The sequence below is a fragment of the Pseudomonas sp. SDO5215_S409 genome (assembly GCF_054071325.1).
This window is the reverse complement of sequence record NZ_JBSVWN010000088.1, coordinates 1-13,970: the sequence shown is the minus strand read 5'-3', so window position 1 is coordinate 13,970 and position 13,970 is coordinate 1. Positions and strand designations below refer to the sequence as shown.

The following is a 13,970-nucleotide window of genomic DNA, read 5'->3' as shown; positions in this document are numbered from 1 at the left end:
ACAGGATTGTGACTCCTGTTGTCGTGGGTTCGATCCCCATCGTCCACCCCATATTCTTGAAAGCGCCAGGCTGATCAGCCTGGCGTTTTTTTTTGCGCGATCTTTTGTGTCGCGAAAAAACAAGCATTCTCAAGACCTTGGCGTTAGAATCGCTGCCGGTTTTGAACGTATGGTGTCAATCCAGTCTTGATGGATGGGCACAGCTATCTGATAGCGATTGACGGCGCAGTACCTGAAAAAGGGCTGTGCCGTTTGCGTTTATAGCGTTTGAGTTTTGTTGCAGTCGCGGGTTTCGGGCTGCGAGGCGGGGCGTTTCGTCGTCTTTATGTTTCCCGATGATGCTGCCTTGCCCACTGTTGAATGGGTTGCCAGGAGGAGGGTCGGCGAAGGCTTCTATATATAGAAGGGTTGGCCCAGAGCCCTGGCGTGATTGATCGTATTTGTCACCGGGGCGAAGCGCATTCGTGCATTCGTACCGATAAATTACCGGCTGTTTTCTCGTGCATTTTCAGCAGGGTGACTTCTTGAGTTTGACCCACTAGAATGCATGCCCTTGATTGGGGTCGGAAATGGCCGGCTAACGTCTGTGCAACGAGGAATATCCATGCAAGTTTCTGTTGAAAATACTTCTGCTCTCGAGCGCCGCCTGAGCGTCACCGTGCCGGCTGAGCGCATCGAGACTCAGGTCAACAAGCGTCTGCAGCAGACTGCCCAAAAGGCCAAGATCGCAGGCTTCCGTCCAGGCAAAGTGCCAATGAGCGTGATCCGTCAGCGTTATGAAGCTGATGCGCGCCAGGAAGCAGTGGGCGACGTCATCCAGTCTTCTTTCTACGAAGCTGTGGTTGAGCAAAAGCTGAACCCGGCTGGCGCACCTTCGGTTGAGCCTAAAGTGCTGGAGAAGGGCAAGGACCTGGAATACGTTGCAACGTTTGAAGTGTTCCCTGAGTTCACCGTTGCCGGTTTCGATTCTATCGCCGTAGAGCGCCTGAGCGCTGACGTGGCTGATAGCGACCTGGACAACATGCTGGAAATCCTGCGCAAGCAGAACACCCGTTTTGAAGTGGCTGACCGTGCTGCCCAGAACGAAGACCAGCTGAACATCGATTTCGTGGGCAAGGTTGACGGCGAAGTGTTCGCTGGCGGCTCCGCCCAGGGTACTCAGCTGGTGCTGGGTTCCAACCGCATGATCCCGGGCTTCGAAGACGGCCTGGTTGGCGCTAAAGCTGGCGAAGAGCGCGTTCTGAGCCTGACCTTCCCGGCTGACTACCAGAACCTGGACCTGGCCGGTAAAGCCGCCGAGTTCACCGTGACGGTCAACACCGTTTCCGAGCCTAAGCTGCCAGAGCTGAACGAAGAGTTCTTCAACCAGTTCGGTATCAAGGAAACCGGTATCGACGGCTTCCGCACCGAAGTTCGCAAGAACATGGAGCGCGAGCTGCGCCAGGCCATCAAGTCCAAGGTTAAAAACCAGGTCATGGACGGTCTGCTGGCGGCCAACCCGATTGAAGTGCCTAAGGCGCTGCTGTCCAACGAAGTGGACCGTCTGCGCGTGCAGGCCGTTCAACAGTTCGGTGGCAACATCAAGCCTGACCAACTGCCGGCCGAGCTGTTCGAAGAGCAAGCCAAGCGCCGCGTCGTGCTGGGCCTGATCGTGGCTGAAGTGGTCAAGCAGTTCGAGCTCAAGCCTGACGAAGCCCGCGTTCGCGAAATGATCCAGGAAATGGCTTCGGCCTACCAGGAGCCTGAGCAAGTTGTATCTTGGTACTACAAGAACGACCAGCAGCTGAACGAAGTGCGTTCGGTTGTGCTTGAAGAACAAGTTGTGGATACTGTTCTGCAGAAGGCTAAGGTGACCGATAAAGCGGTCTCTTACGAAGAAGCAGTCAAGCCGGCCGAAGCAGCACAAGCCGACTGATTGTCCAACTCGTTGGAAATACAACCATAAGCCAGCCTCGCGCTGGCTTATGCGTTTTCAAGACATGACTATTTGGGAGTAACTGCAGAGCATGTTCCGTAATTCCTATATTCAGCAGAACTCTGATATCCAGGCCGCTGGCGGCCTGGTCCCGATGGTTGTCGAGCAGTCCGCTCGTGGCGAACGCGCCTACGACATCTACTCGCGCCTGCTCAAGGAGCGAGTGATCTTTCTGGTGGGCCCGGTAGAGGACTACATGGCCAACCTGATCTGTGCGCAGCTGCTGTTCCTTGAAGCGGAAAACCCGGACAAGGATATCCATCTCTACATCAACTCTCCCGGCGGTTCGGTGACAGCGGGCATGTCGATCTACGACACCATGCAGTTCATCAAGCCAAACGTGTCGACCACCTGTATTGGTCAGGCGTGCAGCATGGGTGCATTCCTGCTGACGGCCGGTGCCGAAGGCAAGCGTTTCTGCCTGCCCAACTCGCGCGTGATGATTCACCAGCCGCTGGGTGGCTTCCAGGGCCAGGCCTCGGATATCGAGATCCATGCCAAGGAAATCCTGTTCATTCGTGAGCGTCTCAATTCCTTGATGGCCAAGCACAGCGGTCGCACGCTGGAAGAAATCGAGCGCGATACCAATCGCGACAACTTCATGAGTGCTGAAGCTGCCCGTGCCTATGGTCTGATCGACGCAGTGATCGAAAAGCGCCCCGCTTAATATAAGCCGCTCAAAATAAGGCTGGTCGGCGTGTCCGATCACCGGCGGGCTTGAAAAAGCCCGCAATAGCCTTCATCTTGTGTTGCAAGCCTATCGGATTTGGATCGAACGAATGACTGACACCCGCAACGGCGAGGACAACGGCAAGCTGCTCTATTGCTCCTTCTGTGGCAAAAGCCAGCATGAAGTACGCAAGTTGATTGCCGGCCCCTCGGTCTTTATCTGCGACGAGTGCGTCGACCTGTGCAATGACATCATCCGTGAGGAGGTGCAGGAGGCACAGGCCGAAAGCAGTGCGCATAAATTGCCTTCGCCTAAAGAAATCAGCGGCATCCTTGACCAGTACGTGATTGGTCAAGAGCGTGCAAAAAAGGTTTTGGCGGTAGCGGTCTACAACCACTACAAGCGTCTGAACCAGCGTGACAAGAAAAATGACGAAGTCGAGCTCGGCAAGAGCAACATCCTGCTGATCGGTCCTACAGGCTCGGGTAAAACCTTGCTTGCAGAAACCCTGGCTCGCCTGTTGAACGTTCCGTTCACCATCGCCGACGCAACCACCCTCACCGAGGCGGGTTATGTGGGTGAGGACGTCGAGAACATCATTCAGAAACTGCTGCAGAAGTGCGATTACGATGTTGAAAAGGCCCAGATGGGCATTGTCTACATCGATGAAATCGACAAGATTTCGCGCAAGTCTGACAACCCTTCCATCACCCGGGACGTTTCCGGCGAAGGCGTGCAGCAAGCTCTGTTGAAACTGATCGAAGGCACGGTCGCTTCCGTACCGCCACAAGGCGGCCGCAAGCACCCGCAGCAGGAATTCCTTCAGGTTGATACGCGCAACATCCTGTTTATCTGCGGCGGCGCATTCTCCGGTCTGGAAAAGGTGATTCAAAACCGTTCCACCCGTGGCGGCATTGGCTTCAGTGCAGAAGTGCGTAGCAAGGAAGAAGGCAAGAAAGTCGGTGAGTCCCTGCGTGAAGTCGAGCCTGACGATTTGGTCAAGTTCGGTCTGATCCCGGAATTCGTTGGCCGTCTGCCGGTCCTGGCGACCCTGGATGAGCTGGACGAAGCTGCACTCATCCAGATCCTGACCGAGCCGAAAAACGCCCTGACCAAGCAATACGCCAAGCTGTTTGAAATGGAAGGCGTTGACCTCGAGTTCCGCACCGATGCACTCAAGTCGGTGGCCAAGCGTGCGCTGGAGCGCAAGACTGGCGCTCGTGGTTTGCGTTCGATCCTTGAAGGCGTACTGCTCGACACCATGTACGAAATCCCGTCGGTGACCGACGTGAGTAAAGTGGTGATCGACGAAAGCGTTATTGAAGGCAAGTCCAAGCCATTGTTCATCTACGAGAACAATGAGCCCGCTGCCAAGGCTGCGCCAGACGCGTAAGCGTTGCGCCGTCGGATCAACCAAGGGGCCTTTCGGGGCCCCTTTGTTTTTACTGCGTTTAACTGCTGGCATTAAGCTTGTTTTTTTTGCAGGCAGCCCCCATCTTGGCTTCAAGCTTACTTTCATCTGTCATAGAGGCGAAATCATGAAGACCACCATTGAATTGCCTCTCCTGCCATTGCGTGATGTCGTCGTGTATCCGCACATGGTTATCCCGCTGTTCGTGGGGCGCGAGAAGTCTATCGAAGCCCTCGAGGCCGCGATGACGGGCGACAAGCAGATCCTGCTGTTGGCCCAGAGAAATCCTGCCGATGACGATCCTGGCGAAGATGCCCTGTATCGCGTAGGCACCATTGCTACCGTACTGCAACTGCTCAAGCTGCCTGATGGCACCGTCAAGGTGCTGGTTGAGGGCGAGCAGCGCGGCGCCGTCGAGCGCTTCATGGAGGTGGACGGCCACCTGCGCGCTGAAGTGGCGCTGATCGATGAAGTGGACGCGCCAGAGCGCGAGTCTGAAGTGTTCGTGCGTAGCCTGTTGTCCCAGTTCGAGCAATACGTGCAACTGGGCAAGAAAGTCCCCGCAGAAGTGCTCTCTTCCCTCAATAGCATTGATGAGCCAAGCCGCCTGGTCGACACCATGGCCGCCCACATGGCGCTGAAGATCGAGCAGAAGCAGGACATCCTCGAAATCATTGACCTGTCGGCCCGTGTAGAACACGTGTTGGCCTTGCTGGATGCCGAAATCGATCTGTTGCAGGTCGAGAAGCGTATCCGCGGTCGCGTCAAAAAGCAGATGGAACGCAGCCAGCGCGAGTACTACCTGAATGAGCAGATGAAGGCCATTCAGAAGGAGCTGGGGGACAGCGAAGAAGGCCACAACGAGATCGAGGAGCTGAAAAAGCGTATCGATGCCGCTGGCCTGCCTAAAGATGCGCTGACCAAGGCCACCGCCGAGCTGAACAAGCTCAAGCAAATGTCGCCGATGTCGGCCGAAGCCACCGTGGTTCGTTCCTACATCGATTGGTTGGTGCAGGTGCCGTGGAAGGCCCAAACCAAGGTTCGCCTGGACCTGTCCCGCGCCGAAGATATCCTCGATGCCGACCACTATGGTCTTGAGGAAGTCAAAGAACGCATCCTCGAATACCTCGCCGTGCAAAAGCGCGTTAAGAAAATTCGCGGCCCGGTGTTGTGCCTGGTAGGGCCTCCTGGTGTGGGTAAAACCTCGCTGGCAGAGTCGATTGCCAATGCGACCAACCGCAAATTCGTGCGCATGGCCCTGGGCGGCGTGCGTGATGAAGCCGAAATCCGGGGTCATCGCCGTACATATATCGGGTCGATGCCAGGAAGATTGATTCAAAAGATGACAAAGGTGGGGGTCCGCAACCCACTGTTCCTGCTCGATGAAATCGACAAAATGGGCAGTGACATGCGTGGCGATCCGGCCTCGGCCCTGCTGGAAGTGCTCGATCCCGAGCAAAACCACAATTTCAACGACCATTACCTTGAAGTCGACTACGACCTGTCCGACGTGATGTTCCTGTGCACCTCCAACTCCATGAACATTCCGCCAGCCTTGCTGGACCGGATGGAGGTGATTCGTCTGCCGGGTTACACCGAAGACGAGAAGATCAACATTGCCGTCAAATACCTCGCGCCCAAGCAAATTTCGGCCAACGGCCTTAAAAAAGGCGAGATCGAATTTGAGGTCGAGGCTATCCGCGACATCATTCGTTACTACACCCGCGAGGCCGGTGTGCGGGGCCTGGAGCGCCAGATTGCGAAGATCTGCCGCAAGGCGGTCAAGGAACATGCGCTGGAAAAACGCTTCTCGGTGAAGGTAACGGCTGACTCGCTGGAGCACTTCCTGGGCGTGCGTAAATTCCGCTACGGCCTGGCTGAGCAGCAGGACCAGGTGGGGCAGGTGACGGGGCTGGCATGGACGCAAGTGGGGGGCGAATTGCTCACCATCGAGTCTGTTGTTATCCCGGGCAAAGGCCAGTTGATCAAGACCGGTTCCCTCGGTGACGTGATGGTCGAATCCATCACAGCCGCGCAAACCGTGGTGCGCAGCCGCGCCAAGAGCCTGGGGATCCCCCTGGACTTCCACGAAAAGCATGACACCCACATCCACATGCCCGAAGGTGCCACGCCCAAAGACGGCCCGAGTGCCGGGGTCGGCATGTGCACGGCGTTGGTATCGGCCTTGACCGGTATTCCCGTGCGCGCCGATGTGGCCATGACTGGCGAAATCACCCTGCGTGGTCAGGTGCTGGCCATCGGTGGCCTTAAAGAGAAATTGTTGGCAGCGCACCGCGGTGGTATCAAGACCGTGATCATTCCCGAAGAGAACGTTCGTGATCTGAAGGAAATTCCTGACAACATCAAGCAGGATCTTCAGATTAAACCGGTTAAATGGATTGACGAGGTCCTGCAAATTGCGCTGCAATACGCGCCGGAGCCCTTGCCAGATGTGGCTCCCGAGATAGTTGCCAAGGATGAAAAACGCGAGTCTGACGCTAAGGAAAGAATCAGCACGCATTAATAGGTATATGCCGGGGGGCCTTCCTTGACAGCTTTTTAGAGCCCTTGTTATAAAGCGGCTCTTAAGTGTCTGTAGGCCATTCAGCACTGGTTTTTGCTTTCACCAAAAAAACTTAGAATCATACTCATAGATAAATAAGGGGACTTAGAGTGAACAAGTCGGAACTGATTGATGCTATCGCTGCATCCGCTGATATCCCGAAAGCTGCTGCTGGCCGTGCGCTGGACGCAGTGATCGAATCCGTCACTGGCGCTCTGAAGGCCGGCGACTCCGTAGTACTGGTAGGTTTCGGTACGTTCTCTGTGACCGACCGCCCAGCGCGCACTGGCCGTAACCCACAGACCGGCAAGGCGCTGCAGATCGCCGCTGCCAAAAAACCAGGTTTCAAAGCCGGTAAAGCCCTGAAAGAAGCCGTCAACTAAGCTTCGTTCTCGCCTTTGCCTACCCGGGTTGGACTCAGGTCCTGCCTGGCAGCGGAGCGGCAAGCTGGCCCACGTGTCTGGGGCCGCACACCGGGGTGATGGATTTGATCCCCGTCCGCTCTGCCAGTTACGAGAAGGCGCATCCTCGGATGCGCCTTTCTTCTATCCGGACTCTACCCACGCTCCACGGTTGCCTAATTTTTGAAGTTCAACCGTTTCTGGGGGACGCATGCTGCAAAATATCAGGGACAATTCACAAGGCTGGATTGCCAAGACCATTATCGGGATCATCGTCGCATTGATGGCGTTCACCGGTATCGAAGCCATTTTTCAGGCTTCCATGAGTAACAAGCAGGACGTGGCCAAGGTCAACGGTGATGAAATCACCCAAAACGAGCTGAGCCAGGCCGTCGATATGCAACGTCGCCAGTTGATGCAACAGCTGGGCAAGGATTTCGACGCCTCGCTGCTGGACGAAAAACTGCTGCGTGAAGCCGCCCTAAAAGGCCTGATCGATCGCAAGCTGCTGCTGCAAGGCGCCGCCGATTCCAAGTTTGCCTTCTCTGAAGCTGCACTGGACCAGGTCATTCTGCAAACGCCGGAATTCCAGGTAGACGGCCAGTTCAACCCTGAGCGTTTCGATGCAGTGATTCGCCAGTTGGGCTACAGCCGGATGCAATTTCGTCAGATGCTGACCCAGGAAATGCTCATCGGCCAAGTGCGCGCAGGTATTGCGGGCAGCGGTTTTGTGACCGACGCCGAAGTCCTCGCTTTTGCTCGTCTGGAAAAACAGACCCGCGATTTCGCGACCGTCAGCGTCAAGGCTGACCCTGCGGCGGTGAAACTCACCGACGATGAGGTCAAGGCCTACTACGACCAGCACGCCAAAGAATTCATGACCCCCGATCAGGTGGTGATCGATTACCTGGAGCTCAAGAAGTCGTCCTTCTTTGACCAGGTTGCCGTCAAGGACGAGGATGTGCAGGCGCTTTATCAGAAAGAAACCGCCAACCTCGCTGAACAGCGTCGCGCGGCGCACATCCTGATTGAGGTCAACGACAAGGTCACCGAGGCGCAGGCCAAAGCCAAGATCGAAGAGATCCAGGCGCGCCTGGCCAAGGGCGAGAAATTCGAGGCCCTGGCCAAGGAATTCTCCCAGGACCCAGGTTCGGCGAACAATGGCGGTGATCTCGGTTTTGCAGGCCCCGGCGTGTATGACCCCGCATTTGAAACCGCGCTGTACGAGCTCAAGCAAGACCAGGTGTCCGCGCCGGTCCGCTCAAGCTTCGGTTGGCACCTGATCAAGCTGCTGGGCGTTGAAGCACCGCAAGTGCCATCGTTTGCCAGCCTCAAAGACAAGCTGACCCGCGAGCTCAAGACCCAGCAGGTTGAACAGCGTTTCGTCGAAGCGACCAAGCAGCTTGAAGATGCATCGTTTGAAGCCTCCGACCTGGCCCAGCCTGCTTCGGACCTGAAACTGACCGTGCAGACCACCAAGCCGTTCGGCCGTGAAGGCGGCGAAGGCATTGCGGCCAACCGCGCCGTGGTTACGGCTGCGTTCAGCCCGGAAGTGCTGGATGAGGGTGCCAACAGCACCGCCATCGATCTGGACCCGGACACCGTGGTGGTCGTGCGCGCCAAGGAGCACCTCAAGCCTACCCAGTTGCCGCTGGAAAGTGTTGCCACGTCTATCCGTGCGCAAATGGCCAAGGAACGCGCCAGCGCGGTTGCCAAGACCCACGCGCAGGAGCTGATTGCCGGCCTGCGTGACGGCAAGGTCGCGCTGACCCAGCCGGTGGATGGCCAGGCCTGGAAAGTCACCGAAGCGGCTACCCGTAGCCAGGAAGGCGTCGACCCAAGCGTGCTGCAAGCCTTGTTCCGCATGAGCAAGCCTGCGGCCAAGGACAAGCCGACTTTCACCGACGTAACCCTGCCTGATGGCAGCGTGGTGATCGTACGCTTGAACGGCGTCAACGAAGCGGCCGCGCCGACCGACGACGAAAAAGCGCAGTACCGCCGCTTCCTCGCCTCGCGCGTGGGCCAGCAGGACTTCGCTGCGTACCGCAAACAGCTGGAAAACCAGGCTGACATCAAGAAGTTTTAACGGTGTTAGCGGGCTGACAAAAAAGACCCCGACCTGAAGAGGCCGGGGTCTTTTTTTGCCTGGAGTACGCAGGCGAATGATTTTTTTGCCACGTGTTGTCGAGCAAACCTTTGAAACTTTACCGACAGGAATCCGCACGCCAAACCTGCGTTCTGTTGCACAATACCGCCCTGACCGTTTTTCCTCAGGATTTTCAATGTCGATATCATTTCCCTTGCGTACCCTTGGGGTCGCGCTGGTGCTGGCGGGCGTTGCGGGCTGCTCGTCACCCAAGACCGCCATCTATGACCATGAGAATTTCGACGACTCCGGCACGTTCTCCCGGAACTACCCCGTAAGCGATTCGGCGGCTTGTGAAGCGGCGCGTCGTGCACTCCTGAGCCAGGGTTACATCATCACCAGCAGCGACCCCAAACTGGTCAGCGGTAACAAGAGTTTCCAGCAGACCGGTGAAACCCACCTGCAGATCAGCTTCAACGTGGTTTGCGTCAAGGACGGCAGCGACAATCATGCAACGATGTTCGCCAATGCCTTGCAAGACCGTTATGCACTGAAGAAGGTCAACAACTCTGCAAGCCTTGGTGTGGGCGTGCTGGGTTCGGTGTCGATGCCGATTGGTTCCACCGACGACTCGATGGTGAAGGTGGCCAGCGAGACGGTCACCTCGTCCAAGTTCTACGACCGTTACTTTTCGCTGGTGGACGTGTTCCTGCCACAGGAAGTGAAAGCTGCCGAGAATGTGCCCGAAGCGCCGAAAGCGGACCTGGGTGTGCCGGAGCCGAAGGCCACTGCGCCAGTGGAAAAAATCGAAGTGCCCAAGGACGTGCAGCCTGTCCCGGTAGCGCCTGCTGCAGCGCCTGCCCCCGCGGCCTCGGAGCCGATCACGCCGCAGGAGCCCGCGCTGCAGGCGCCTGCACCGACCAACCCGCTGCTGCCAGCCCCGACCGAAGTGATTCCGCCGTTACCCACGCCCGCACGTTAATAACGGTATCGGTGTTTTCTTGCTTGGTTAAATCGGTCCAAGGCTGCTACGTTTAATCCTTGAGTGCAGGAACGTCATGACGCAGACATTTTTTCGTCATGACGGCACTTTAGGCTGGTGTTGCAGGTCAGTAATCAACACCTTCTGATTAAACAAGGAGTCACTGATGGACGATTACCAAGAAGAACTGCTCGAGTATCAGGCCTTTGAATTGGATCCGCTGGATCCGACAGACGATGCCACCGAGTTGTAAGAACAGACGTCAGGTGGAATGCCGCTGACTGCGGCGAAATTCCCCTGGGGTCTGGTTGTTCCACCGTTTGAACGCCCGTTGAAACGCTTCTGCTGAAGCAAACCCGAGCAAGTAGGCGATCTCGCCAAATGCCAGCTCGGTGTCGCGAATGTAGGTCATGGCCAGGTCGCGGCGGGTATCGTTGAGAATTGCGCGAAACCGGGTGCCTTCTTCGGCCAGTTTGCGGCGCAGTGTCCAGGTCGGCAGTTTCAAGCGTGCCGCCACTTCTTCCAGGTCTGGTTCCCGGCCACCCTTGAGCATCGGCCCGAGCAAACGAGTAATGCGTTCGCGCAGGCTGCGGGTGCGCGTCAATTGCTCCAACTCCCTCTCACACACTTGTACAAGCGATTGCCAGGTACTGGGGCAGTGTTCGGGGTTACGCAGCGCCAGGGTGGGCTGGCTGAGCCGCACCTGATTGGCGTCGGCGCCAAAGTGGATCGGGCAATCCCCCAACTCGCTGTAGCGTTCGCTGTAGTCCGGGGCCTGGAACTCGATCTCGATGCGCTGCGCCCGCACCGGTTGATGGCACAGCTGCGAAAACTGATGCAGCCAGCCCGCGATGATCGAGTCCACCACAAAGCGGTTGTAAGCGTTGTACGGGCTGATGGAATAGAACCGCAGCCAGGCGCCGTCGGCATCTTCATGAAAGCTCGATTGCCCGCGGTAGTTGGAACCGTAGAGCGCCTCGAAGCGGGTGAGGGTACGGGCGGCTTCACGCACGGTGGGGGCCTGGGCGGCGGTGACACCGGCCAACCCCATCTGGCTCAAGCGGCTGAGCTTGCCCATGCGCAGGCCCAGCGCCGGGTCGCCGGTCAGTTGGATGGCGGCGTGGCCCAGGCGCATGTAGCGCGGGATGGACAGTCGGGCGCCGGCTTCCCCCAGGCGTGCTGCGTCCAGGCCGTATTGCAGCAGTAGCGGCTGCGGGTCCAGGCCGTGGCTGCTGATGGCATCGACTAGGGTGTGGACGAAACCCACCGACAAATCCCCCAGGCGCATCGTGGTCTGCTTCATCGCTATAGCCAGACATTCAGTAAGCGCGCACCACGGGCGTTGCCGTCGGCAAAGACCTGACCATCATGGCTGAGAAAGCTTTGCCCTACACTGGCCTGGTCCCAGAACTGGCCGTTCAGGAACACACTCATACCCGCGGTGGCCTGGCTTATGGGGCGCTGGCTGATCAGCGTGAGGCGGCGCCAGGCGTCGCCTTCACTGAGTTCTTCGGGTTTGAGGCTGATCTCTGAGGGCGTTGACACACCTTTAAAGCCACGCCAAGGTTTCTCCCAGGTGCCGCGGCCGATCACCCGTGCCGGTACGGCGACCAGTTGTGCACCGCGTTCGTTAAGCTTCTGATAGTTCGCCGGGTACCAGCTGTCGCTGCCGATCAGGATGCCCAAGCGCCCGGCGGGCGTATCAATCACGTTGATCGAACGCTCGTCGCCCGGTTCGATAAAGCCGCGCTCGTCCAAGCTCGGATAAAGCTGGCGTTGTGGTTGGCCTATCGGAAAACCATCGCGACCAAATACCAGGCTTGCGTTGTACAGGGGGCCGTGGCCGACGTGCAATTGCCCATGGCTGACGCTGGGGTTGGGCAGGGCGATGGTGCCCGCCACCAACGTCACACCGAACTCCTTGGCCAGGCCGCCAAACAGGATCTGATAGTCGCGTGCCATCGCGGGGGCCTTCATGCGCAGGTACGCGTCCTCGATGCGATTGTTACCTTTGGCGCTAATCAGGGCGCGCAGAAACAGCAACGGGTTGCTGATCGACAGCCAGTTCATCGCTTCTTTAAAGCTGGCGGCCTGATACAACTCGTTTTTTTCGCCGCCCAGCATCAACCAGGTGCCTACGTGTTCAGGCAACACGACGACCGTCTTGTCATTGATCAGGCCCTTGTCGCGCGCCTTTTGCAAATACGCGGCGAATTTCAAATGCAGGCGTTCCAGGCTCTGGTAATCGGCAGGAAACAACTGCGGCTGGACGCCCAGAAGGTTGCCACGGTCGGTAGGGGCCCCCTCATTGACGGTCAGGCTGATCCGTAGGTCGGAAAGATAGTGACCCACGGGGCGTTTTTCTGTCCAGATCAAGTAGGCGCAGACACCGGCGACCAAGGTCATGAGAAAGGTGAAAACAACTAGTTTACGCATAAAGAAATGGTGATAGCCCTGTGCTGGGGGTGCATTTTCTCTCAAAAGCTTATAGATGAGGTGCAAAAAACGTAGATTAGAATGAGTCTTTGAAAATCGACAGCCATTATTGCCTCATGCGGCTCTCACGGCTTTCCGCCGCTGTTGGCGCGGATTCTTGACGATTCGATACTTTGTGTCTGAAGGTCCCGAGCAAGTTCCTGAAGACGTGCATTCTGGCAGAGATGCGCGAGAGAGCCTCACATTATCATCAAATACATGGTCATCAAGCCTGCGTGATATCACAGAGCATGCACATGATCGGTTATGCGCGGGGGAAGGGCGAGGGTGAAACGGTGCGGGTTCGACGCAAGGTGCATGGCGTGTTGCGCCACAGCGTTTGAATGTTCACTCTCTGTAGAGCATTGGGTCGAGGTTATTTGCAGCTAAGCAGGATTTTGATGATATAGGCATCATAGGTGCCGGCACTTTCAGAGATAAAATGATAAAAGCCTTTAATAGCCTCTGCCGATTTTAGGAACACTTTAGTTAATGTCTCGCCCACGTTGTTCAGTTTATAACAGCTTCCTTCGGCATCGTCAGTCTGGTAGCACACAGTGCTTGGATTGACATCGTTCTCGACGCGATTTAGCAGCATGGCGTCGAAAGTTCTGGCATAAGTCACTTTGCTATTCGTCCAGGTTGAATCCTGATCCTGCTCAGTTGAATACATCACGAGAGAACCCTGCGTGGTTACCGCATAAGCGGACAAACTTATAACGCAGATAAACGAAGCAAAAAAATGCCGTATTTCATTGTTTTTCCAGAAAATTGTTTCAGCGGGTTTCTATTAAATTTAAAAATTACCAGCGGAGCCGGATTAAGTATGTAGGAAAAATCCCAGGAATCGAAATAACAGGCTGGCGAATATCAATTTGCGAGGGGGGTGGGAAATTTCCTACGCATGCCTAGGAAATTTCCACGGTTGGTTTTCGTCTTTAAGTGTGAAGATGATTTAACAAGCTATTGGTGTTTTAGATTGCTTGTTAAGTGGAGCCCGCTGACGCGTGGGGTGGGTTGTTTAAGGCAAAACGCAAGGCTGTTGCTCTTGGCTGGTCAAGTAGCGGGCCAGAGCGTTCATCAGGTTTGGATTCCTCCCCTTCAGGCAGGTGATAACGTACTGCTTCCTTCTGCCTTGCGATTTGCAGCGGTTCAGCAAGAGGGGCATCATCTTGCAAAGCTCTGCGCTGAGTGCCTCTGCCGTGGCAACTCTTTCCGTTAAAATGCATTGCCTCTACCTAAAGAGGTCGTATTGTGTTGATTTGGAAGGAAATAGCGGTTTGTATTATTGTTTTTTTTGCAGGCCCATCCCGGCATGATCCAGGTGCGTGAGCGTGCCCGTTGTACTATCTTAGGGATGGTCTGAAGTAGGCCACTATGTTTCGACAGCCGAGCCATAGACGCTTT

12 protein-coding genes are annotated in these 13,970 nt (G+C 56.4%); 8 read left to right on the top strand and 4 right to left on the bottom strand.

Going from position 1 to position 13,970, the window contains the following annotated elements; genetic code table 11:
• The 8 genes from ACW9H9_RS27100 to ACW9H9_RS27065 all read left to right on the top strand — a co-directional run.
• The coding region (locus tag ACW9H9_RS27100; RefSeq protein ID WP_457346399.1) for a hypothetical protein at window positions 1-190 on the top strand (190 nt) is incomplete at its 5' end.
• A gap of 414 nt (window positions 191-604) precedes the next feature.
• Window positions 605-1,915 (top strand): trigger factor, encoded by a 1,311-nt coding sequence (gene tig, locus ACW9H9_RS27095; protein ID WP_457346400.1) that lies wholly within the window; start codon window positions 605-607, stop codon window positions 1,913-1,915.
• Window positions 1,916-2,006: 91 nt separating this feature from the next.
• The gene (gene clpP / locus ACW9H9_RS27090) at window positions 2,007-2,642 is read left to right on the top strand and encodes an ATP-dependent Clp endopeptidase proteolytic subunit ClpP (protein WP_457346402.1); all 636 of its coding nucleotides are present in this window, start codon (window positions 2,007-2,009) and stop codon (window positions 2,640-2,642) included.
• Between the two features lie 112 nt (window positions 2,643-2,754).
• Window positions 2,755-4,038 (top strand): ATP-dependent Clp protease ATP-binding subunit ClpX, encoded by a 1,284-nt coding sequence (gene clpX / locus ACW9H9_RS27085; protein WP_457346403.1) that lies wholly within the window; start codon window positions 2,755-2,757, stop codon window positions 4,036-4,038.
• A gap of 145 nt (window positions 4,039-4,183) precedes the next feature.
• Entirely contained in the window at window positions 4,184-6,580 is a 2,397-nt protein-coding gene (gene lon / locus ACW9H9_RS27080) for an endopeptidase La (protein WP_457346404.1), read from the top strand.
• A 149-nt stretch (window positions 6,581-6,729) separates the two neighbouring features.
• Entirely contained in the window at window positions 6,730-7,002 is a 273-nt protein-coding gene (locus ACW9H9_RS27075; RefSeq protein WP_003174819.1) for an HU family DNA-binding protein, read from the top strand.
• A gap of 229 nt (window positions 7,003-7,231) precedes the next feature.
• A complete protein-coding gene (locus tag ACW9H9_RS27070; RefSeq protein ID WP_457346405.1) occupies window positions 7,232-9,106 on the top strand; it encodes a SurA N-terminal domain-containing protein in 1,875 nt (624 codons plus the stop codon).
• Window positions 9,107-9,302: 196 nt separating this feature from the next.
• Entirely contained in the window at window positions 9,303-10,088 is a 786-nt protein-coding gene (locus ACW9H9_RS27065; RefSeq protein ID WP_457346407.1) for a DUF2242 domain-containing protein, read from the top strand.
• Window positions 10,089-10,350: 262 nt separating this feature from the next.
• On the opposite strand, the gene ACW9H9_RS27060 is transcribed toward ACW9H9_RS27065, so the two are convergent.
• The 4 genes from ACW9H9_RS27060 to ACW9H9_RS27045 form a co-directional block, all read right to left on the bottom strand.
• Window positions 10,351-11,391 (bottom strand): AraC family transcriptional regulator, encoded by a 1,041-nt coding sequence (locus tag ACW9H9_RS27060; RefSeq protein WP_457346409.1) that lies wholly within the window; start codon window positions 11,389-11,391, stop codon window positions 10,351-10,353.
• A 2-nt stretch (window positions 11,392-11,393) separates the two neighbouring features.
• A complete protein-coding gene (locus tag ACW9H9_RS27055) occupies window positions 11,394-12,524 on the bottom strand; it encodes a nitrilase-related carbon-nitrogen hydrolase (RefSeq protein WP_457346410.1) in 1,131 nt (376 codons plus the stop codon).
• A 415-nt stretch (window positions 12,525-12,939) separates the two neighbouring features.
• Window positions 12,940-13,290, bottom strand: a complete 351-nt coding sequence (locus ACW9H9_RS27050) for a DUF4354 family protein (protein WP_457374543.1) — start codon at window positions 13,288-13,290, stop codon at window positions 12,940-12,942.
• A gap of 491 nt (window positions 13,291-13,781) precedes the next feature.
• Window positions 13,782-13,970: hypothetical protein (locus ACW9H9_RS27045; RefSeq protein ID WP_457374542.1), on the bottom strand; the 189-nt coding region annotated here is incomplete at its 5' end.

Coding starts and splice junctions, on each gene's coding strand:
- clpX (WP_457346403.1), top strand. CDS start 2,755: ATGACTGACACCCGCAACGGCGAGGACAACGGCAAGCTGCTCTATTGC.
- ACW9H9_RS27060 (WP_457346409.1), bottom strand. CDS start 11,391: ATGAAGCAGACCACGATGCGCCTGGGGGATTTGTCGGTGGGTTTCGTC.
- lon (WP_457346404.1), top strand. CDS start 4,184: ATGAAGACCACCATTGAATTGCCTCTCCTGCCATTGCGTGATGTCGTC.
- clpP (WP_457346402.1), top strand. CDS start 2,007: ATGTTCCGTAATTCCTATATTCAGCAGAACTCTGATATCCAGGCCGCT.
- ACW9H9_RS27065 (WP_457346407.1), top strand. CDS start 9,303: ATGTCGATATCATTTCCCTTGCGTACCCTTGGGGTCGCGCTGGTGCTG.
- ACW9H9_RS27070 (WP_457346405.1), top strand. CDS start 7,232: ATGCTGCAAAATATCAGGGACAATTCACAAGGCTGGATTGCCAAGACC.
- tig (WP_457346400.1), top strand. CDS start 605: ATGCAAGTTTCTGTTGAAAATACTTCTGCTCTCGAGCGCCGCCTGAGC.
- ACW9H9_RS27055 (WP_457346410.1), bottom strand. CDS start 12,524: ATGCGTAAACTAGTTGTTTTCACCTTTCTCATGACCTTGGTCGCCGGT.